The sequence below is a fragment of the Sphaerisporangium sp. NPDC049457 genome (assembly GCF_055586705.1).
This window is the reverse complement of the sequence record NZ_JBVJHR010000001.1, coordinates 320,246-341,663: the sequence shown is the minus strand read 5'-3', so window position 1 is coordinate 341,663 and position 21,418 is coordinate 320,246. Positions and strand designations below refer to the sequence as shown.

18 protein-coding genes are annotated in these 21,418 nt (G+C 72.2%); 5 read left to right on the top strand and 13 right to left on the bottom strand.

Features of this window, described 5'->3' with window-relative positions; translation table 11 throughout:
- The 3 genes from ACZ6QO_RS01435 to hemG form a co-directional block, all read right to left on the bottom strand.
- Positions 1-258 (bottom strand): hypothetical protein (locus ACZ6QO_RS01435; protein WP_465846555.1); only part of this gene is annotated, 258 nt, incomplete at its 3' end.
- Positions 259-483: 225 nt separating this feature from the next.
- Entirely contained in the window at positions 484-1,125 is a 642-nt protein-coding gene (hemQ, locus tag ACZ6QO_RS01430) for a hydrogen peroxide-dependent heme synthase (protein WP_465847224.1), read from the bottom strand.
- A 114-nt stretch (positions 1,126-1,239) separates the two neighbouring features.
- Positions 1,240-2,688, bottom strand: coding sequence for a protoporphyrinogen oxidase (hemG, locus tag ACZ6QO_RS01425; protein WP_465846553.1), 1,449 nt, complete (start codon positions 2,686-2,688; stop codon positions 1,240-1,242).
- Positions 2,689-2,821: 133 nt separating this feature from the next.
- On the opposite strand from hemG, the gene ACZ6QO_RS01420 reads away from it, so the two are divergent.
- Positions 2,822-4,003: a DUF4349 domain-containing protein gene (locus ACZ6QO_RS01420; RefSeq protein WP_465846551.1), complete on the top strand. Its 1,182-nt coding sequence runs from the start codon at positions 2,822-2,824 to the stop codon at positions 4,001-4,003.
- Positions 4,004-4,009: 6 nt separating this feature from the next.
- Here the strand turns inward: ACZ6QO_RS01420 and hemE are convergent, their stop codons facing one another.
- A complete protein-coding gene (hemE, locus tag ACZ6QO_RS01415; RefSeq protein WP_465846550.1) occupies positions 4,010-5,047 on the bottom strand; it encodes a uroporphyrinogen decarboxylase in 1,038 nt (345 codons plus the stop codon).
- A 705-nt stretch (positions 5,048-5,752) separates the two neighbouring features.
- Between hemE and ACZ6QO_RS01410 the strand changes: the two genes are divergently transcribed.
- On the top strand, positions 5,753-6,355 hold the full coding sequence (locus tag ACZ6QO_RS01410; protein WP_465846549.1) for a DUF3000 domain-containing protein: 603 nt from the start codon (positions 5,753-5,755) through the stop codon (positions 6,353-6,355).
- Entirely contained in the window at positions 6,352-7,599 is a 1,248-nt protein-coding gene (locus ACZ6QO_RS01405) for an HRDC domain-containing protein (protein WP_465846548.1), read from the top strand. Before ACZ6QO_RS01410 ends, ACZ6QO_RS01405 begins: the two co-directional genes overlap by 4 nt.
- 24 nt (positions 7,600-7,623) lie before the next feature.
- Here ACZ6QO_RS01405 and ACZ6QO_RS01400 read toward each other — a convergent pair whose 3' ends face one another.
- The 3 genes from ACZ6QO_RS01400 to dxs form a co-directional block, all read right to left on the bottom strand.
- Positions 7,624-8,676 (bottom strand): LacI family DNA-binding transcriptional regulator, encoded by a 1,053-nt coding sequence (locus ACZ6QO_RS01400; RefSeq protein WP_465846546.1) that lies wholly within the window; start codon positions 8,674-8,676, stop codon positions 7,624-7,626.
- 131 nt (positions 8,677-8,807) lie between these two features.
- The gene (locus tag ACZ6QO_RS01395) at positions 8,808-10,283 is read right to left on the bottom strand and encodes an amino acid permease (RefSeq protein ID WP_465846544.1); all 1,476 of its coding nucleotides are present in this window, start codon (positions 10,281-10,283) and stop codon (positions 8,808-8,810) included.
- Positions 10,284-10,567: 284 nt separating this feature from the next.
- A complete protein-coding gene (gene dxs / locus ACZ6QO_RS01390; RefSeq protein WP_465846542.1) occupies positions 10,568-12,523 on the bottom strand; it encodes a 1-deoxy-D-xylulose-5-phosphate synthase in 1,956 nt (651 codons plus the stop codon).
- A 216-nt stretch (positions 12,524-12,739) separates the two neighbouring features.
- Between dxs and ACZ6QO_RS01385 the strand changes: the two genes are divergently transcribed.
- Both ACZ6QO_RS01385 and ACZ6QO_RS01380 read left to right on the top strand, forming a co-directional pair.
- Entirely contained in the window at positions 12,740-13,501 is a 762-nt protein-coding gene (locus ACZ6QO_RS01385; protein ID WP_465846541.1) for a neutral zinc metallopeptidase, read from the top strand.
- A 121-nt stretch (positions 13,502-13,622) separates the two neighbouring features.
- A complete protein-coding gene (locus ACZ6QO_RS01380) occupies positions 13,623-14,435 on the top strand; it encodes a neutral zinc metallopeptidase (protein WP_465846540.1) in 813 nt (270 codons plus the stop codon).
- 4 nt (positions 14,436-14,439) lie between these two features.
- On the opposite strand, the gene ACZ6QO_RS01375 is transcribed toward ACZ6QO_RS01380, so the two are convergent.
- From ACZ6QO_RS01375 to ACZ6QO_RS01350, 6 genes are all read right to left on the bottom strand, one after another.
- On the bottom strand, positions 14,440-15,642 hold the full coding sequence (locus ACZ6QO_RS01375; RefSeq protein WP_465847222.1) for an ROK family transcriptional regulator: 1,203 nt from the start codon (positions 15,640-15,642) through the stop codon (positions 14,440-14,442).
- A gap of 67 nt (positions 15,643-15,709) precedes the next feature.
- Complete coding sequence (locus ACZ6QO_RS01370; RefSeq protein WP_465846538.1) at positions 15,710-16,963, bottom strand: sugar ABC transporter permease; 1,254 nt, start codon at positions 16,961-16,963, stop codon at positions 15,710-15,712.
- Entirely contained in the window at positions 16,960-17,736 is a 777-nt protein-coding gene (locus ACZ6QO_RS01365) for an ATP-binding cassette domain-containing protein (RefSeq protein WP_465846536.1), read from the bottom strand. The genes ACZ6QO_RS01370 and ACZ6QO_RS01365 overlap by 4 nt, the downstream gene beginning before the upstream one ends.
- A gap of 98 nt (positions 17,737-17,834) precedes the next feature.
- Entirely contained in the window at positions 17,835-18,959 is a 1,125-nt protein-coding gene (locus ACZ6QO_RS01360) for a sugar ABC transporter substrate-binding protein (RefSeq protein WP_465846535.1), read from the bottom strand.
- Positions 18,960-19,188: 229 nt separating this feature from the next.
- Complete coding sequence (locus ACZ6QO_RS01355; RefSeq protein ID WP_465846533.1) at positions 19,189-19,914, bottom strand: sulfite exporter TauE/SafE family protein; 726 nt, start codon at positions 19,912-19,914, stop codon at positions 19,189-19,191.
- Positions 19,915-19,977: 63 nt separating this feature from the next.
- On the bottom strand, positions 19,978-21,177 hold the full coding sequence (locus ACZ6QO_RS01350) for a cytochrome P450 (RefSeq protein ID WP_465846531.1): 1,200 nt from the start codon (positions 21,175-21,177) through the stop codon (positions 19,978-19,980).
- Between the last annotated feature and the right edge of the window lie 241 nt (positions 21,178-21,418).

Genomic DNA, 21,418 nt, shown 5'->3' with positions numbered 1-21,418 from the left:
GGGGGGCGACGGAGACACAGGGGGTGGAAAAAAAAGGGTTTCCCTTTTTTCCCCCCACGCCTCTCTTCCGCCCTCCTTGGCCCTGACGCCCCGCACTTGCGCGCCGCCGCCCGCCGGAGCGGCGGGCGGCGCGGCCGGCGGCGCGGCGGCGACCTTCGGCGGGGCGGACGCCGCGCCCGCGGCGGACTGGCCGCCGTCGGGCCGCAGGAACACCCCGCCCACCGTCAGGGCGGCCACCGTGACGGCGGCCAGCCCCAAGAACCCCTCGATAACGCGCGTACGGCGGGCCTTGCGCCGCCGATGTCCCCCTCGCCTGGACCGTGCCAGACTCCTGCCCCTGGTCACCCTCTGCCTCACTTCGACACGGGAATCCCCCCGAGTATGCCAAAGATCGCAATCTCGCGGCGGTTGTTCCGTCAATGTGATGGATGCGTCTTTTGAGGCTTGAGTGACAGATGCCGGATTTGCCCGGCTTTATCGCGGTTACGGCAGCGCGTTCACCAGTTCCCCGACCGGCTTGCGGGTGCCGGTGTAGAACGGCACCTCCAGGCGGGTGTGCCTGCGGGCCTCGGCGGCGCGCAGGTGGCGCATCAGGTCGACGATGCGGTGCAGGTCATCGGCCTCGAAGGCGAGAACCCACTCGTAGTCGTTGAGCGCGAACGACGACACGGTGTTGGCCCGGACGTCGGGATAGTCGCGGGCCAGCATGCCGTGCTCGGCGAGCATCTTGCGGCGCTCGGAGTCCTCCAGGAGGTACCACTCGAGGGAGCGCACGAACGGGTAGACGCAGACGAAGCCGCGCGGCTCCTCCTCCGCCAGGAACGCGGGGATGTGCGACTTGTTGAACTCGGCGGGACGGTGCAGGGCCATCGCCGACCAAACCGGCTCGCTGGCACGGCCGAGGGAGGTCCTGCGGAACCGGCCGTAGACCTCCTGAAGGTCCTCGGGGTTCTGCGCGTGCCACCAGAACATGTAGTCGGCGTCGGCGCGGAAGCCGGCCACCTCGTACAGGCCGCGGGTCACCACGTCCTTCTCGGCCGACTGGGAGAGCAGGGCCTCCACCTCGTGCGCCAGGTCCTGGCGCTCGCCGGGCAGTTCGCCGCGCACCCGGAAGACCGACCACATGGTGTAGCGGATCACCTCGTTGAGATCGCGCGCCTTGGGCCGCGCCTTCTCCTCGCTCACAGTTCACGCTCGCTTCCGTCGAATGTCTCCACGCCGCCCGGCGCGGCGCTCCGCTCAGCGGGTGCCGGCCGCCGGCTCGTCCTCACGCCATTCTCCTCCCCACCCCTCGCGCAGGTGCGCGAGGATGGCCGCCGCCGCCGTTCTGGCGGAGGCGACGCAGGCCGGGATGCCCACGCCGTCGTAGGCCGCGCCGCACACGGCCAGCCCCGGCTGGACGGCCACGGCGGCGCGCACGCGCGCGACGCGGTCGAGATGGCCCACCTCGTACTGCGGCAGCGCGCCGCCCCAGCGGGTCACCCGGCTGTCCAGCGGCAGGCCGCGAACCCCCATGATCTCGGCCATCTCGGTCATCGCCAGGGCGACCAGCTCGCCGTCGTCGCGCTGGAGGACGGCCTCCTCCCCCAGCCGGCCGATGGAGCAGCGCAGCACCACCACGCCTGGGTCGGCCTCGGCCAGATGAGGCCACTTGACCGTGCTGAATGTCACGGCCTTGACCGCCCTGCCCTCCACCGGCGGCACCAGGTAGCCGCTGCCGGACGGCAGCACCGGGAAGGCCGCGCGCGGATAGGCCAGGGTGACGATCGCCATGCTGGCGTACTCGACCCGGGCCAGCTCGGCGGCCGCCTTCGGCACCTCGCCCGACAGCAGGCGGCCGGCCGCCGTGGCCGGCACCGCGAGGATCACCGCGTCGGCGTCGACCGTCTCGGGAGCGCGCGCGGGGCCGGTCACCAGGCGCCAGCCCTCGCCGGTGCGGATCAGCTCGCGCACCATGACGCCGGTGCGCACCTCGGCGCCAGAGGCGGCCGCTACCGCCTCGGGCAGGGTTCCCATGCCGCCCTTCAGCGTCGTGAACACGGGGCCGGCGTCCTTGGGGGCCTTCGCCGTGATGGCCCGCGCCGCCTGGAGCAGCGAACGCTCGGTGCGCGCGGCCGTCGCGATGGCGGGCATGGTGGCGTCCAGCGAGAGCATCTCGGCCCGCCCGGCGTAGACGCCGCCGAGGAGCGGCTCGACCAGCCGGTCGAGGACCTCCCCGCCCATGCGCGCCCTGATGTAGGCGGCGACCGAGACGTCGGAGGTGATCAGAGTCGCGGGCAGGATCTGGTCGAAGGGCACCCGGGCCAGGCCGCCGGGCGAGAGGACGCCCGAGCGGACGAGCTCGGTGATGTCGGAGGGGACGCCCATGACCTGCCCCTTGGGCATCGGCCGCAGCGCGCCCCTGCTGAGGATCGACGCCCCTACGGCGGCCGGCTGGACCAGCTCGCCGCCCAGGCCGGCCATGCGGGCGAGCTCCTTGCCCTCGGGACGCCGGGCCAGCATGGCCTCCGCGCCCTCGTCCACCGGTATGCCCGCGACCTGCGAGGCGTGCAGCTTGCCGCCGATGCGCGAGGCGCCCTCGAGCACGGTGACCGCCATGTCGCCGTCCTCGTGGCGCAGGTGCCAGGCGGCGGCCAGCCCTGCGATGCCGCCGCCGACGACCACGACGTGCCGCCGAGTTGGTTCCATGCCTCCAGACGTTACCCCTCGCCCGGTCCCGCGCGCGCAGGCCGCGGCCGGGTGGCGTGCCCTGGTGGACACCGTGACGGCATTGTGACGCGGGACGTCAAACCACCGCCGCGACGGCGTCGTCAACAGGGGCATGAGCAGATTACGGTGCCGCTCGGCCCTCGCACTGGCCCTGACGGCGGCAGCCCTCACCATCACGGGATGCGGGGGCGGGGCGGCGAGCATGGATTCCTCCGCGGGCGGCGGGCAGGCCGCCGCGCCGGCGGAGCGGCAGGAGGCGCCGGCCGTCGCGGCCGACGGGAACGCCACGGCGCGGCCTGAGGCCGACGACTCGGCGGGCCGGCGGGCCGGGCAGGACCAGCAGGTCAAGGAGGCCCCGCGCGCCATCGTGTACACCGGTGATCTCAGGGTGCGCGCCAAGGACGTCGCGGCGGCGACCGACAAGGCCAAGCAGATCGTGCTGGCCGCCGGCGGCCGGCTGGACAGCGAGCAGGCCGCCTCCACCGGCCGCCAGGACACCGCCACCCTGGTCTTCAAGATCCCCCCGGACCGGTACGCGGCCGTGACCGACCGGCTCGCCAAGGAACTCGGCACCCGCCTGTCGCTGAAGGTCGGCACCGAGGACGTGACCGAGCAGATCGCCGACGTGGACAGCCGGGTGAAGTCGGCCAACGCGGGCCTCGCGCAGCTGCGGTCGTTCCTCAAGAAGGCGAAGAACGTCAGCGAGGTGCTGAAGGTCGAACGGGAGATCTCCGGCCGGGAGGCCGACCTGGAGGCCCTGCAGGCCCGCCAGCGCACCCTGGCCTCCCAGACGGCGTACGGCACGCTCACCGTGCGCGTGGAGGGCGTCCTGCGCCCCGCGCCCGTGGTGCGCAAACCGAAGCCGGAGCCGCCGAACTTCCTCACCGGCCTGCGGTCGGGCTGGAAGACGCTCAAGGAGACGGCGCGGACCGGCTCGGCGGTCGTCGGGGCGCTGCTGCCGTGGCTCGCGGTGCTCGCCGTGCTGTGGGCGGCGTACGCCGGCGCCCGCCGGGGGGTCGGGGCGCTGCGCCGGGGACGCGGCGGCGATGACGGCCCCGGCGCGGCCGTCCCGCCCGCGCCCCACCCCGGCGCGCCCCCAGAGCACGCCGCCCTCCCCGGGCACCGCTCACCCGAGACCCCAGAGACGGCGCAGGCAGCGCAGGCGCCAGACGCCCCGGAGACGCCGGAGCACGAGGCGGAGGAGGCGGCCCCGGCCGACCGCCCGGTATGGCCCTTGTCCGGGTCCGGCGAGAGCGAGGGGAACGCCGAAGGCTCGACCGGCCGTCAGCCCTGAACGAGGTCAGCGGGCTGAGGCCTCGTGGACGAGGTCGGTGAGGCGGGCGAGCCGGTCGGGGTCGGTCGTGGGCGGCACCCCGTGGCCGAGGTTGAACACGTGGCCCTCCGCCGCCCGTCCCCGGGCGAGGACGTCCCGCGCCCGCCGCTCGATGACCTCGAACGGCGCGAACAGGACGGCCGGGTCAAGGTTGCCCTGCAGAGCCCTGCCGGGGCCGACGCGGCGGGCGGCCTCGTCCAGCGGGACGCGCCAGTCGACGCCGACCACGTCGGCCCCGGCCTCGCCGAGCAGCCCGAGCAGCTCGCCGGTGCCCACGCCGAAGTGGATGCGCGGCACGTCCAGGCCGGCCAGGCCGGCGAAGATGCGGCGGGCGTAGGGCAGGACGAACTCGCGGTAGTCGTCGGGGGCCACCGCGCCGACCCACGAGTCGAACAGCTGGACGGCGGAGGCGCCGGCGTCCACCTGGATCCGCAGGTAGGCCAGGGTGATCTCGGTGAGGCGGTCCATGAGCGCGTGCCACAGCGCCGGCTCGCCGTACATCATGGCCTTGGTGTGGTCGTGGTTCTTGGACGGGCCGCCCTCGATGAGGTAGGAGGCCAGCGTGAAGGGGGCGCCGGCGAAGCCGATGAGCGGCGTGGGGCCGAGCTCCTTGGTCAGCGCGCCGATGGCCTCGGTCACGTAGGGCACGTCGCCCGGCGAAAGGTCGCGCAGCGCGGCGACCGCGGCGGCGTCCCTGATCGGGGCGGCGACGACCGGGCCGACGCCGGGCTTGATGTCCAGGTCGACGCCGATGGCCTTGAGCGGCACCACGATGTCGCTGAAGAAGATCGCCGCGTCCACGCCGTAGCGCCGCACGGGTTGCATCGTGATCTCCACGATGAGGTCTGGAGTCGCGCAGGCCTTGAGCATCGGCACATCGGCGCGCACGGCGCGGTACTCCGGCAGCGACCGTCCCGCCTGGCGCATGTACCAGACCGGGGTGTGCGGCACGGGCAGGCGCCGGCAGGCACGGATGAACGGGGAGTCGGCGGTCTCTGGATTCACCTGACCAGATTGCCATGGGAGTCACCCGGTCGGCGCATCGCCCGCCCTCGGAGGACGCCCGCCGCCGTCCCGGGGGCGGACGGCAAAGTTTGCCGCGAAAAAGTTACCTACCAGGCCGATGTCCGGTCATGAGGAATGACGCCGCGATCCGTACACTATGTCTGGTTCGGTAAGGGGAGGGCCGTACCGGGATGGCCGCCGACCGCGTCAACCAGCGGCCAAGCGCAGGTACAGTACGTCTCACGCGAGGTTCGTGATCATGTCGCGGCTGGTTCAAATGCTTCTCAAATCACCGCGCGGCGCTGATTCGGTGACCACTTTCGGGACACGCCGAGCGCGTTGCGGGGAAATGTCGCCGTGACGTGTCAACGTCGGACCAGCCCTCGAGTTCACGGACAAGGCGCGCGCGGGGAAGCGCCGGCCAGGCGGCGGCGCGCACTCTGTCCGTGCGAGCACTCGATCTTGGGACCCGACGAAAGGCCCGCGATGACCGCGATGTGGAGTTCCTCCGAGCACCGCACTGTGCATTGTGCGCTCTGTGCCGGCGAGCAGGGGTTCAGAGAGCGACCCCGCCACCACCTTCGCCACGACCGGGTCTACATGGAGCGTCGCGGCACCCCGGTGATGGCGGCTTGATCGCCTCCGGTGTCCTCCACGCATACCCCCCTGCTTCCGGCCCCGCCCGCTCCGGCCTACGCTGCCATCATGACCATCGGTGACGCGCCGCCGGCCCCCGCCGCCTTCCGGCGGGCGCTGTCGAGCCTGCGTCCCGCCGAGGTCAGGCCCGAGATCGAGCTGGAGGACATCCCCGCCCCCCAGCGGCTCGCCCCCTACTCCGGCGCGGTGGGCGCGTCGGTCTACCGCGACGACGACGAGCTCGCCGTCGGCCGGCTGATCATGCTGTTCGACCCCGACGGCCAGCGCGGCTGGGACGGGCCGTTCCGCCTGGTCGCCTACGTCCGCGCCGACATGGAGCCGGAGATCACCTCCGACCCGATGCTCGGCCCGGTGGCGTGGAGCTGGCTGACCGAGTCCCTCGACTCCCACCAGGCGCGGTACGCCGCCGCCGGGGGCACGGTCACCCGCGCGGTGTCGGAGGGGTTCGGCAACAAGGCCGACGACCCCGTGACCACCGAGCTGGAGCTGCGCGCCTCGTGGTCGCCGCTGGAGGAGGACCTGTCGGCCCACGTCGCCGCCTGGTGCGACCTCATCTGCCTCGCCGCGGGCATCCCACCCCTGCCACCTGACGTCGCGGCCCTGCCGCCGCGGACCGCGCGTCGCGAAGACCCGGAGTCCTTCAGGACGTGACCGACGAAGAGATCATCCCCGCATCCGAGATAGTGCCGCTCCTGGAGCCCCGCGAGGGAATCCCGCCGGTCATCGAGGACCCGGCCGCGCTCGCCGCGGCCGTTGACGCGTTCGCGCACGGCACCGGCCCGGTCGCGGTCGACGCCGAGCGCGCCTCCGGCTACCGCTACAGCGGCCGTGCCTACCTGGTCCAGTTGCGCCGGGCCGGGGCCGGCAGCGCGCTGATCGACCCCATCGCCTGCCCCGACCTGTCGGCGCTGGACGCCGCCCTGGCCGACGCCGAGATCGTGCTGCACGCCGCCACCCAGGACCTGGCCTGCCTGGCCGAGCTGGGCTTCACACCACGCGGTCTGTTCGACACCGAGCTGGCCGGGCGGCTGCTCGGCTACGAGCGCGTCGGCCTCGGCACGATGGTGGAGAACGTGCTCGGCCTGCGCCTGGAGAAGGGCCACTCGGCCGCCGACTGGTCCCACCGCCCGTTGCCGGAGGACTGGCTGCGCTACGCCGTCCTGGACGTCGAGGTGCTCGTCGAGCTGCGCGACATGCTGTACGCGGAGCTCGAGGGCAGCGGCAAGCTCACCTGGGCGCAGGAGGAGTTCGCCGCGATCCTCGCCGCTCCCCCGGCGCCTCCGCGCACCGACCCCTGGCGGCGCACGTCGGGCATCCACCGGGTGCGCTCGCTGCGCGGCCTGGCCGTGGTGCGCGAGCTGTGGACGCTGCGCGACGAGCTGGCCCGGGAGGCCGACCTGGCACCCGGCCGGGTGCTGCCGGACTCCGCCATCGTGACCGCCGCGCTGGAGCAGCCGCGCACGACCAAGGCGCTGACCGAGATCCCGCCGTTCACCGGGCGCAGCGCGCGCCGCCACCTGCGCGATTGGCTGAACGCCATCGGCCGCGCCCGCGTGCTGCCCGAGTCGGAGCTGCCGCAGCCGAGCGGCCCCGGCGACGGGCCGCCGCCGGCGAACCGCTGGGCCGACCGCGACCCCGCCGCCGCCCGGCGGCTGGCGGCGGCCCGGGCGGCCATCGCCGCGCTCGCCGACGCCAACCACATGCCCACCGAGAACCTCCTGCAGCCGGAGGCCGTCCGCCGCCTCACCTGGGAGCCGCCGGACGACCTGGGCGACGAGGCGGTGGCCGAGCGGCTGCGCCGTCTCGGGGCGCGCGAGTGGCAGATCGCCCTGACCGCGCATCCGCTGTCCAAGGCGCTGATCCGCCTGGCGGCCAAGGAGGACCTCGGCGGCTGAGCCGCCCCGCGCCCGCCCGGCGCGTTATGAGGCGACGACGCTCGGCGGCCCCGCGACCATGGCGGCGCCGGCGTCGCTCAGCCGGGCGACGCTCTGGCGCAGCACGACCTGCCCGGCGATGGGCTCCACCCGGCATTCGGCCTCCCCCGACAGGGCGAGGTCGAGTGCGAGCGCCCCCATGCGGGACAGCGGCAGGCGCACGGTCGTCAGCTCGGGGACCACGTCGCGCAGCGAGGGGATGTCGTCGAACCCGGCCAGCGACAGGTCGCGCGGCACCTCGACCCCGCGTTCGCGCAGGGCGGCCAGCGCTCCCATCGCCATGACGTCGTTCACGGCGAACACGCAGGTGACGTCGGTGCCCATGTCGAGCAGCTCGTCGGCGGCGGCCAGGCCGCCGTCGCGGTCGAACCCGCCGTGCACGATGACCGGCGCGGGCAGGCCGAGCTCGGCCAGGCCCGCCACGAAGCCCGCGGTGCGGTCGGCGGCGGTGAACAGGTGGGACGGGCCCGCGAGCACGGCGAACCGGCGATGCCCTTCGGCCGCGATGGCCAGGGCCAGCTCGCGGGCGCCCTCGCGGTTCAGCGGGGCCACGGTGTCGGTGCCGAGGAGATCCTGCCCGATCATGGCGACCCGGCCGCCGGAGGAACGGTACACGTCGAGCTCGGCGCGCAGCCTGCCGATCATGTAGTCGTCGGCGACCCGGGAGCCGGTGATCAGGACGGCGCGGGCCCGCTGGGCGCTCAGCGTGGCGACCAGGGCGATCTCGCGTTCGGGGTCGCGGTAGGTGGTGCCCAGCGTCACCACCATGTCGTGCAGGTCGGCCGCGCGGATGGCGCCGTCGGCGATGGCGGCGAAGTAGGGGTCGGTCAGGTCCTGGATGATCACGCCGACGACGTTGCTGGCGCCCCGCGCCAGGGTCTGCGCGGCGGCGTCCACGCGGTAGCCGAGTATGGCGGCGGAGGACTCCACCCTGGCGCGCAGGGTCGCGCCGACCTGGCGGCTGCTGCCGTTGAGCACCCGCGACGCCGTGGCCAGCGACACCCTCGCGTGCCTGGCGACGTCCTCAAGCGTGACCATGGCGGTCCTCCTCATCCCCCTGCCGCCCTCACCTCTAATTGTGCGGCGCTCGGTGAGTGCCCGGCCACGCCTTCCCCGCGTTCGCGCCGCACGGACCTCCGCGCCCGGTCGCCTGGAAGTCGCGGCCGCGCTCACCGGTCGCCGGCCGCGCGCGCCGGCTCCGCCACCCGGCTGTGCCGCCGCCCGTACAGGAAGTACAGCACGACTCCGGCGGCCATCCAGATCAGGAACCGCAGCCAGGTCTCGACGGGCAGGTTCAGCATCAGGTAGACGCAGGCCAGCATGGACAGGACGGGCACCACGGGCACCAGCGGCGTGCGGAACGAACGGGGCAGGTCGGGCCGTGTCCTGCGCAGAATCATCACCCCGGCCGAGACCAGGACGAAGGCGAACAGCGTCCCGATGTTGACCAGCTCGGCCAGCGCGGACAGCGGGATGAACCCGGCGAGCAGCGCGGTGACCACCCCGATGATGATCGTGATGCGGTACGGCGTGCCGAACCTCGGGTGCACGGCGGCCAGGCCGCGGGGGAGCAGCCGGTCGCGGCTCATGGCGAAGAAGATGCGGCTCTGCCCGAGCATGAGGATCATCACGACCGTGGTGAGCCCGGCCAGCGCGCCGATGCTGATGATGGTGGCGAGCCAGTCCTGGCCGACGACGCGGAACGCGCCGGCGAGCGGCGCCGAGCGGCTGAGCCGGTCGTAGGGCTGCATCCCGACGACCACCAGCGACACCGCCACGTACAGCAGGGTGCAGACCGTCAGGGAGGCGATGATGCCGATGGGCAGGTCGCGCTGCGGCCTGCGGGTCTCCTCCGCGGCGGTCGCGACCACGTCGAAACCGATGAAGGCGAAGAAGACGATGGCCGCGCCGACGAAGACTCCGATCACGCCGTAGGCGGCCGGGGTGATGCCGAAGAGCACCTGGATCAGGGGGGCCTTGAGCCCGTGGACGGCGGGCGTGGGCTGCGCCGGCGGGACGAAGGGGGTGTAGTTGGCGCTCTTGACGAAGAACAGGCCGGCGATGATGACGAGCAGCACCACCGCGACCTTGACCGCGACGATGACCAGGTTGAACCGCGCGGACAGCTTGATGCCGGCCACCAGCACGGCGGTCAGCGCGAGCACGACGACGACGGCGGGCACGTTGAACGTGGCGTGCTCCCCGGCGAGGGTGGCGGGCAGGTGCACCCCGAGCGTCGACATCAGCTCGCTGAAGTACCCCGACCAGCCGACGGCGACGACCGCGGCGCCGAGCGCGAGCTCCAGCATCAGGTCCCAGCCGACGATCCACGCGGGGAACTCGCCGATGGTGGCGTAGGAGAAGGTGTACGCCGACCCGGCCACCGGCACGGTCGAGGCGAACTCGGCGTAGCACAGGGCCGCGAGGGCGCAGACGACGCCCGCGACGACGAACGACAGCGCGACGGCCGGGCCGGCGGTGTCGCGGGCGACCTGCCCGGTAAGGACGAAGATGCCGGTGCCGACGATCACGCCGATGCCGAACACGGTCAGGTCGAGCGCGCTGAGGTGGCGGCGGAGCCGGTGCTCGGGCGCCTCGGTGTCCTGGATCGACCGCTCGATGGACTTCGTCCGGAAGATCGACATGCGCCTGCCCCTTGATCGCCACTGACCGTGAGAGCACGCTTCCCACGAAAGCGCAGGTCATGCCTACCCCCAGCGGGGGTGAACATTCCTCACGAGCGGCGGGAGCTCCCCCGGGCCAAGGTCACGAGGGCCCGGAGGAACGCTTCACCACGGTCATGAGCGTCAAGGTCGCAAGGGGTCGGGATCACGGCGGCCGGGCGAACGGTTCCGCCGGGATGACGAGACCGCGACCGGCGGCCGCCCGTCATCGGGTCTCGGCCGGTCGGCGGACCCGGTGACGGCCGTCAGCGGGCGGGGTCGTGTTCGAGCACGGCCGTCCGGCCGGCCACCGCGCCGGTGATCTCGCGGGCGAGGTCCTGGCCGGTGAGGCCGATCTCGGCGAGGATCTTCGGTCGCTTGGCGTGGTCGAGGAACCGCTGCGGGATGCCGAACGTGCGCACCGGGACGTCGACGCGGGCGTCCCTGAGCAGGCGGGCGACCGCGTCGCCGACCCCGCCGACCCGGCCGTTGTCCTCCACGACGGCGACGAGCCGGCGGCCGGAGGCGGCGGCGACCAGGGCCTCGTCCAGCGGCTTGACCCAGCGCGGGTCGACCACGGTGGCCGAGATGCCCTGCGCGTCCAGCAGCACGGCGGCGTCCAGGGCGGCCTGCGCCATTGGCCCGGCGGCGACCAGCAGCACGTCGGCGTCCTCGCCGCCCTCGCGCAGGACGTCCATGCGGCCGAGCCGGCCGGTGGCGGGGATCTCGGCGCCGATGGCCCCCTTGGGGAAGCGCACGACGGTCGGGCCGTCGTCGACCTCGACGGCCTCGGAGAGCAGCTCGCGCAGCCGGGCGCCGTCGCGCGGGGCGGCGATCGACAGCCCCGGCACGACCTGCAGGATCGACATGTCCCACATGCCGTTGTGGCTGGCTCCGTCGTCGCCGGTGACGCCGGCGCGGTCGAGCACGACGGTGACCGGCAGGCGGTGCAGGGCGACGTCCATGAGGAGCTGGTCGAAGGCCCGGTTGAGGAAGGTGGCGTAGACGGCGACCACGGGGTGCAGCCCGCCGAGGGCAAGCCCGGCGGCGCTGGTGAGGGCGTGCTGCTCGGCGATGCCGACGTCGTAGATGCGGTCGGGGTAGGCGTCGGCGAAGGCGGCCAGGCCCGTGGGGTGGAGCATGGCGGCGGTGATGGCCACGATGTCGCGGCGCTCGCCGCCGAGGCGCACGAGCTCCTTGCTGAAGACGTTGGTCCAGCTGTGCGGCTTGGGCTGCTCCTCGCCGGTGAGCGGATCGAACGGCGCCGGCGAGTGGAAGCGGTCCTCGTCGTGGTTCTCGGCGTGGGAGTACCCCTGGCCCTTGGTGGTCAGGACGTGCACGATGACCGGCCCGCGGAAGTCGCGGGCCTTGCGCAGGGCGGCCTCGACCGCCTGCTCGTCGTGGCCGTCGATCGGGCCGACGTACTTCAGGCCGAGGTCCTCGAACATCACCTGCGGGGCGAGGATGTCCTTGATGCCCTTCTTGACGCCGTGCAGCGTCTCGTACAGCGGCGGGCCGACCACCGGCACCTGGCTGACGTTGCGCTTGACGGACTCCAGCACGTGCTCGTACTTCTGCGTCATGCGCAGGGAGGACAGGTGGGAGGCGAGCCCGCCGATCGTGGGCGAGTAGGACCGGCCGTTGTCGTTGACCACGATGACGAGCGGCAGGTCGGGGTCCTTGGCGTGGCCGGCGATGTTGTTGAGCGCCTCCCAGGCCATGCCGCCGGTCAGCGCGCCGTCGCCGATGACCGCGACGACGGTGCGGCCGGTCTCGCCGCGCAGCTTGTAGGCCTTGGCGAGCCCGTCGGCGTACGACAGGGCCGTGGAGGCGTGGGAGTTCTCGATGACGTCGTGGTCGGACTCGGCCTGGCACGGGTAGCCGGACAGGCCGCCCTCCTGGCGCAGGGTCGTGAAGTCGGCCGACCGGCCGGTGAGCATCTTGTGGACGTAGGCCTGGTGGCCGGTGTCCCACAGGATGCGGTCGCGGGGGGAGTCGAAGACCCGGTGCAGCGCGATGGTCAGCTCGACGACCCCGAGGTTCGGGCCGAGGTGGCCGCCGGTGCGCGAGGTGGTGGACACCAGCAGGTCGCGGATCTCGGCGGCCAGGGCCGGCAGCTCACCGACCTCCAGGCGCTTGAGATCACCCGGACCCTTCACCGATTCCAGCAGCTCGGCCTTATCCGCGCCCGAACCTTCGGTTCGCTGGGTCCGCTCGCTCACGGAATCATCTCCTCCGCCTTTTACCGACGCGCGTCGAGTCTATTCACCTGAGGGTCTCGCCCCTCCCGCTCGCCCCAGGGTCCCACCCCTGCGGCGCCGTCGGGACATGCTCGGGAAACCTCCACAACTTGTCCACATTAGATCGGTTTTACGCCGAGCGTGCAGCTCGCGTACCCTCACGGAACCATGCGAACGTCGTCCCTCGCCATCCTTTTCGTGGCAATCGCAAGTCTGCTGCTCGGCGGAGGCCCGGCCCAGGCCGCTCAGGCCGCCTACCCGATCAGGAACGCGGACGCCCTGACGCGGAGCCCGCTGTACGCCACCGGCCGCCTGGCGTGGGCGTCCTGCCCGGAACGGCCGGTGCGGGCCGGCGACGCCGCCTCGGTGCGCGCGTATCTGACGCCGCTGGTGAGGTGCCTGGACGCCGTGTGGTCGGTGCAGCTGCAGAAGGCCCGCATCCCGTTCAGCACGCCGCGTGTGAGGTTCATCACCAAGCCCGAGCGGGAGTGCGGCGCCAAGTGGCGCGCCGACGTCCAGGCGCTCTACTGCAACGGCGACCGCCGGATCACCATGTTGCTGGACAAGGACGTCGTGGACACCCCCGGGGACCTGTTCCTGCTGGCCGTGATCGCCCACGAGTACGGCCACCACGTGCAGAACCTGTCGGGCATCACGCTCGCCTACGACCGGCTGGGCAGCCGGGGCAAGGCCGAGGCGAGCGAGCAGACCCGCCGGCACGAGCTGCAGGCCGAATGCCTCGCGGGGGTCTTCATCGGCGGCGTGTGGCCCTCGCTGAAGCGCCCGGGCGCGGACTGGCGGGACCTGCTGGCCGCCGAGCGCCGCACCGGTGACGAGGGCTCCTACGTGCGCGACCACGGCAAGGGCGCCAACATCGCCCGCTGGATGGAGCGCGGCTACCGCGCCGTCTCCCCCGCCGCCTGCGACACCTGGACGGCCCCCGCCGCCGCGGTCTCCTAGGGCCGGCACGGGCCGCCGGCGAAGGCGTCCGCCGGTGTCCGCGCAGTTCAGCGGCGTGACCGGCCGCGATCTGCCGCGTTTATCGGCCCTTAAGCGACCATAACGGCTACTCTCCCTTGCTGTGATCAGTCGAAAGCGCTCCACCACGCTGTCGGCCGGACTACTGGCGGCCGTCTGCCTCGCGACCTCGGCCCCCACCGCTCCCGCGGCCGCGGCGGCCTACCCGGTCAAGCGCGCCGCTCTGACCCGCAGTCCCCTCTACACCTCCGGCCGGCTTCCCGCGGCGCGGTGCCCGGAGAAGCCCGTGACGCCGGGCAGCGTCGCCTCCGCCAGGAGATACGTGGTGCCGCTGCTGGAGTGCCTCGGCGAGTCATGGAAGGCCCAGCTCTCCAAGGCGCGCATCCGCTTCTCCAAGCCGGCCGTGCAGTTCATCACCCGTCCGGGGCGGGTGTGCGGGCACAGCTGGCCCAAGAACGCCCAGGGGCTGTACTGCCCCTCGCAGCGGCGGATCGTCATCATGCTCGACAAGCACCTCACCGAGCAGGCGGAGGACCTGTTCCTGATGGACGTGCTCGCCCACGAGTACGGGCACCACGTGCAGAACCTGGCCGGCATCGAGGCGGCGTTCAACAGCTTGTACTACCGCGGCAAGCCGGAGTACTACGAGCAGTACCGCCGGCTGGAACTGCAGGCCGAGTGCTTCGCCGGGGCGTTCATGGGCAGCGTCTGGGACTCCCTGGACCGCACCTCCGACGACTGGGACTACCTGCTGGAGGCGACCCGCGAGAGCGGCGACGAGCGCACGAAGGTCCGCGACCACGGCAAGGGGCGCAACATCGCCAACTGGCTGAGCCGCGGCTTCAAGGCCGCGGGCCCCGGCGCCTGCAACACCTGGGGCGCCGGCGCGGCGATGGTGGCCTCCGCCCCCGCCTGACACCTCAGGCCCCGACGCGGGCCAGGGCGTCCAGCGGATCGGCGAGCACCTGGGCGAACGCCAGCTCCGCCGCGCCCACCAGCGTGGTGTCGTCGCCGAGCATCGGGGTGCGCAGGCGCAGGTTCTCGCGGCAGGCGCGCAGCACGTCGGTGTTGATGCGGCTGCGCACCTGCGCGGCCGCGCCCAGATAGATCTCGCGGAGCATCCCGCCGAAGATGACGATCTCGGGGTTGAAGATGTTCACCAGGTTGGCCACGCCGAGGCCGAGCCAGTCGCCCACCCGCGCCAGCGCCTCCTGGGCGACGACGTCCCCGCGGTCGGCGACGTCGACGACGGCGCGCACGGCGTCCCGCCCGATCTGCGGGCCGAACCGGCCGGCCGCCTCCAGCAGCGCGCGCTCGCCCACCTCGGCCTCCAGGCAGCCGTGCGAACCGCAGCCGCAGGGCCGGCCGCCCGCGTTGACCACCATGTGGCCGACCTCTCCGCCGTAGCCGGCGTGCCCGCCGAGCAGCTGCCCGGCGGTGATGATGCCGCCGCCGATGCCGACGTCCCCGTGCAGGTAGATGAGGTCGCGGCATCCGACGCCGACCCCGCGCGCCTGTTCGGCGAGCGCGCCGAGGTTGGCGTCGTTGCCGACGGCGACCGGCACCCCGAGGCCGAGCCTGCGTTCCAGCTCCTCGCGCAACGGGATGTCGGTCACGCCCAGGTTCGGGCTGAAGCGCACCAGGCCGTCGGAGCGGCGGACCCCGCCGGAGAAGGCCACGCCCACGCCGACGCACACGGTGTCGGGGCCGGTGATCTTCAGCATCTGGGCGGTGAACACGGCCAGGCGTTCGACCTCGTGCTCCATGGCGAACACACCGCGCTCGCGGGTGGCCTCGCGCCGGTCGAGGATCACCCCGCCCAGCCCGACTCGGGCGGCCACCAGACGGTCGACGCCGATGTCGAAGGCGAGCACGTACACCCGCGCCGACTCGGGGCGCACCACCAGTGAGGGGCGCCCCGCCTTGCCCGTCTCCCTCGGCAGTTCCTCCCGCACCAGGCCCGCCGCCGTCAGATCGGCGGTGAGGGCCATGATGGTGCTGCGGTTGAGCCCCATCCTGGTGGTCAGCTCGGCACGGGAGGTCGGGCCGTCCAGGTGGACGTGGCGCAGCAGGACGCCGAGGTTGTGGCGCCGGATCTCCTCCTGTGAGGGGCCCGCGCGCATCATCGATGGTCCTTCACTTGTTGCTCGTCCGGTCCGGGCGGGGGGTCATGGGGCGCCGGACCGCGGATCACCTTAGCCCAGAGGCGGCCGCCCGCTTACGGGACAGCGCGTCCACGCCGGCGGCCAGCAGCAGCACCAGCCCTGTCACGATGTACTTGACGCTGGCGCTGTAGCCCATCAGGCCCATGCCGTTGTTGATCACCGCGACCACGGCGCCGCCGAGTATCGCGTCCAGCACCCTGCCCTTGCCGCCGAACAGGCTGGTGCCGCCGATGACGGCGGCGCCCACCGCGAACAGCAGCACGTCGCTGCCGCCCGTGCTGGGGTCGACCGAGCTGGCCTGGGAGGCCAGGATGATGCCGCCGATCGAGGCCATGCCGGAGCAGATGACGAAGGCGCTGACCCGGATGCGGTCGACGTTGATGCCCGCGCGGCGCGCCGCCTCGGCGTTGCCGCCGACGGCGTAGATGTGACGACCGTAGGAGGTGCGGTGCAGGATGAAGGTCCAGAAGATCAGCAGTGCCAGCACGACGGGCACGACGATCGGCACGCCCTTGAGCGACACCAGCAGCGCGTTGCGGCTGCGCTCGAGGTTCAGCGCGTAGACGGCGAGCCCGCCGAGTACCACCAGCGCGCCCACCCGGACGGCGATGAGGGCGTAGGGGTCGGCGGCCAGCCCGCGGGAGGCGCGGCGGCGCGCCCGCGCGATCTGGACGGCCGCGTACGCCACCACGCACACCGCGTACAGGATCCAGCCGAGGGCCGGCGGCAGGTACCTGTTCTCGATGGCGATGACGATCGGCTCGCGGATGGCGATGTTGGCGCCCTCGTTGACCAGCACCAGCAGCAGGCCCTGGAAACCGAGGAACGCCGCCAGGGTCACCACGAAGGACGGGATGCCGACCTTGGCGACCAGCAGGCCGAGCAGGAAGCCGATCACCACGCCGGTGCCCATCGAGGCGGGGATCGCCACGTACCAGGGCATGCCCTGACCCGTCAGCAGGACCGCGAGGACCGCCGCGCAGACGCCGCTGGTGTATCCCGCCGACAGGTCGATCTCGCCGAGCAGCAGGACGAACACCAGCCCCATGGCGATCACGCTGATCGCGGCGCCCTGGGTGAACAGGTTGGCGAAGTTGATCGCCGAGAGGAACACCGGCCGCAGCCACGCGAAGGCCGCGCAGAGCACGAGCAGCCCGAGGATGGCGGGCAGGGCGCCCATGTCGCCGCCGCGCACCCGGCCGACGTAGGCGCGGAAGTTGCCGCCGATGCTGGGAGGCGGCGCCGCTGTCTTCTGACCGGGAAGCATCGTCGTGCTCATGCGGTGACTCCGTTGAGGTTCTGCAGGCCGAGCTCGCCGCTGCGCCCGGAGGTGATCAGTTCGACGATCTGCGAGTGGGTGACGTCGGCCGTCCTGACCTGCGCGGCCATCCGCCCGAGGTAGAGCGCCGCGACGCGGTCGGAGACGGCGAAGACGTCGTTCATGTTGTGGGAGATGAGGATCACGGCCAGGCCGTTGTCGGCGAGGCGGCGCACCAGCTCCAGCACCTGGGCCGTCTGGGCGACGCCCAGCGCGGCGGTGGGCTCGTCCAGGATGACGACCTTGCTGTTCCACAGCACGGCCTTGGCGATGGCCACCGTCTGACGCTGGCCGCCGGACAGGCTCGACACGAGCTGGCGGATCGACTTGACGGTGCGGACCGAGAGGCTGTCGAGCGTCTTGGCCGCCATCTCCTCCATCGTCGCCTCGTCCAGCACCAGGCCGCTCTTCTTCTCGCGTCCGAGGAACATGTTCTGGACGATGTCGAGGTTGTCGCAGAGGGCGAGGTCCTGGTAGACGATCTCGATGCCGAGTTCCGCGGCGTCGCGGGGGCTCGTGATGTGCACCGGCCGTCCGTCGAACAGGAACTCCCCCGCGTCGCTCGCGTAGGTGCCGCCGATGCACTTGACCATGGTGGACTTGCCCGCGCCGTTGTCGCCGACCAGCGCGGTGACCTCACCGGCGTACGCGGAGAAGGCGACATCGTGCAGGACCTGCACGGGACCGAAGCTCTTGTCGAGCCCTCGGATCTCCAGGACGGGTTGGGATGACACGTTGCTCCTCAGAGATTGACGGTACGCCACTCACACCCCGGCGGGGAGGCCCCCTTCGGAGGCCTCCCCGGAGCGCGAGCCGTACCAGGACCTGGGTCCTACTGGATCCCGGCCTCGGTGCACTTGTCGGCGTACTCGCCCTTGCAGAGCTCTTCCTTGGTGACGAACCCGTCGGCGACGACGTCCTTGACGTTCTCGAAGGTGACCGACAGCGGGTCCAGCAGGACCGCGGGGACGTCCTGACCGGTCTCGGTGTCCTTGGTCGTGCCGCTGACCGTCGGCTTCTCGCCCTTGGCCAGGGCGACGGCCAGGCCGGCCGCGGCGTCCGCCTCCTTCTTGACCGCCTTGTAGACCGTCATGCACTGGTCACCGACGAGGATGTTCTGCAGACCCTGGACGCCGGCGTCCTGCCCGGTGACCGGGACCTTGCCGTTGAGCTTCTGCTTCTTGAGCACGGTGATGGCCGCGTTGCCCAGGTTGTCGTTGGCGGACAGCACGCCGCCGATCTTCGGCTCGGAGGTCAGCATCTGCTCGAAGATCGTGTTGGCCTTGCGCGGGTCCCAGTCGGGAACCGACTGGTCGGGGCCCTTCTTGTACTCGCCCGAGTCGTACTTGGGCTTCAGGACGCTGTCGTAGCCCTCCTTGAACTGCGTCGCGTTGTTGTCGGTGGGCGAGCCGTTCAGCTCGGCGATGATGGGCTTCTCGACCTTCTTGTCGGTCAGGCACTTCACCAGGCCCTCGCCCTGGAGCTGGCCGACCTTCACGTTGTCGAAGCTCACGTAGTAGGAGGCGCCGCCGCCGAGCGTCAGGCGGTCGTAGTCGATGACCGGGACGCCCTGCGCCTTGGCCTTGTCGATGACGGCCTTGCCGGTGCCGCTGTCCAGGTTGACGATCAGCAGCACGGTGGCGCCGTTGGTGATCATCTGGTCGGCGATGGTCTGGAACGCGGTCTTGTCGTTCTGCGCGTTCTGGATGTCGTAGTCCACCCCGGCGGCCTTGAACGCCTCTTCGAGGTACTTGTGGTCCGCCGTCTCCCAGCGGGGGGAGGACTTGCTGTCGGGGAGGATGACACCGATCTTGCCTGCCGGCTTGGCGGCCTCGGACGACGCCGCGGCGCTGCCACTCGGGGCGGCGTTGGTTTCACCGCCGTCGCCCCCGCAGGCGGTGAGACCGAGAGAGAGCGCCGCAGCGGCGGCGGTCAGGCCGAGGATCCCTTTGCGCATTAGTGCACCGGGTCCTTTCTACAGAGATGGCCACTGACGGCGTGGCACGGGGGTCTGTGGGGAGGTGCCCGGCCGAGCTCTGACCGGGGAAAGTCACGGCCGTCGCCGGGTCTCGGCTCTGACCGTTCTTTGAATGTTGTTTGCGGCAACGTATTCCGTCCTGCGGCCGGATGCCACCCCTCAGGCGGCCAAAATTTGTTGTCGCCGGTAACAATCGGGAAACGCGCCCTTAACTGGCCAGGCTCTGCCCTATCAACACAAGCGCTGACATGGCGGCTACCGCGAGGATTCCGGCCCTGACCCGTCCCCCGTCCAGGAACCGTCGCAGCGGGCCGGAGACCGCGAAGCCCGCGATCATGAAAGGGATCAGCACGGCGCCGGCCAGCGCCGAGCGGGCGGGCAGTTTGCCGACGGCGGCGAGCAGCGCGATGGACTGGCCGGCGGACAGGAAGAAGTACAGGGCGAGCGTCGCGCGGATCTGCGGTCCCTTGGCGTGCTGGTAGACCAGGGCCATGGGCGGGCCGCCGATGCCGGTCGCCGTGCCGGTGACGCCGGAGACGAACCCCGCGCCGGTCAGCGTGGCCCCGTTGCGCGGGATCGCCAGCGAGGAGGCGGTGACGGCCACCGCGGTCAGCACCATGGTCCCGACCAGGACGCCGAGCGTCTGGGTGCTGACGTACACCACGACGAACGCGCCGACGGCGCTGCCGGGCAGCCGGCCGAGGAGGGCGAACCCCAGTCCCCGCCAGTCGACCTTGCGCCATTCGGCGGCCAGGGTGAGCAGCGGCAGCGTGACGTTGACCATCTGGACGGCCCCGGGCATCACGGTGGGGTCCAGCACGGTGATCAGCGGCGCCGCCACCAGCCCGAGGCCGAAGCCGACCCCGCCCTGCACGATGGCCCCGACGAATACCGCAAGACCGGCGATCAGTACATAAGTGACCTCAATCCCCATGCGTCGCACAGTAGAGGTGGGCCGCCCACCTGACGCAACGGGTTATCGGCGGGCCGGAACCGGTCACCAGGCGACGGGAAGGCGGTGCACCCCGTAGATGGCCATGTCCGACCGCGTCGCCACCTGCTCGGGCGCGATGGCGAGGCGCAGGCCGGGGAAGCGCCGCAGCAGCGCCGGGTAGCCCACGCGCATCTCGACCCGGGCGAGCTGCTGGCCGACGCACTGGTGGACGCCGTGCCCGAACGCCAGGTGGCCTGTGGCGGGGCGGGTGAGGTCGAAGGCGTCCGGCTCCTCGAACTGGGCCGGGTCGCGGTCGGCGGCCGACACCGAGACCGTCACCGTCTCCCCCGCCCTGATCATGTGGCCCCCGATCCGGACGTCCTCCACGGCCGAGCGCAGCAGGCCGATGTGGATGATGCTCAGGTACCGCATCAGCTCCTCGACGGCGGCCGCGGCCCGGCGGGCGGGGTCCTCGCGCAGCGCGGCGAGCTGCGCGGGGTTGCGCAGGAGGGTGAAGGTGCCGAGGGCGAGCATGTTGGCGGTCGTCTCGTGCCCGGCGATCACCAGCAGCATCGCCACCCCGGCGATCTCCTCTCTGGTGAGCTGCCGCGTCGCGACCAGGGCGCTGATCAGGTCCTCGCCCGGCCGGGCCCGCTTGCCGTCCACCAGCTCCGACATGAACGCCATGAGGTCGTCCTTGGCCTGGCGGACGGTCTCCGGGGTGGAGTCCAGGTCGAGCATGACCTCCGACTGCCGCTGGAACACCGGCTGCGCCTCGACGGGCACGCCGAGCAGCTCGCAGATCACCAGGGAGGGCAGCGGCAGCGCGAACGCGCGCACCAGGTCGGCGGGCGGGCCGGCCTCCGCCATCCGGTCCAGCAGGAACTCGGCGATCTGCTCGATCCTCGGCTCCAGCTCCTTGGCCTTGCGGAGGGTGAAGTGGCCGGTGAGCATGCGCCGTACCCGGGTGTGCTCGGGCGGGTCCTGGTGCAGGAAGAAGCCGGGGATGCCGGCGAACACCGCCTGGGTGAGCCGCCCGCCGATCGGGGGGTGCAGCACCCTCAGGTCGGTGCTGAACCTGGGGTCGGCGAGCACGGCGCGCGCGGCGGCGTAGCCGGTGACCAGCCATCCCACGTGCCCGTCCGCGTAGAGCATCGGCCGGATCGGGTCCTCTTCGCGCCATCGGGCCAGCTCGCGCGGTGGGTCGAAGGGGTTGGGGCGGTCGAGGGAAAGGGTCACCGGCCTCGACATCGCGTGCGTCATGCTGCGCTCCTCCCTTTTCTCCCAGACCCTACAAGCGGGGACATTTCTTTAAATGAAGGGAGTTATCGGGCAGGGCAAAGATTCGGCATGACGCCGCGGGGGGGGGGGGGGGGGGGGGGGGGTGTGGAGGACTGGGGGGGGGGGGGGGGGGCCGCGGGGCGGGAGGACGAGGCCACCCGGCACGCCATGGTCGGAGCCGGCGAGGACTGCGCCCGGGTGCGCATGAACTGCTCGGGCAAGC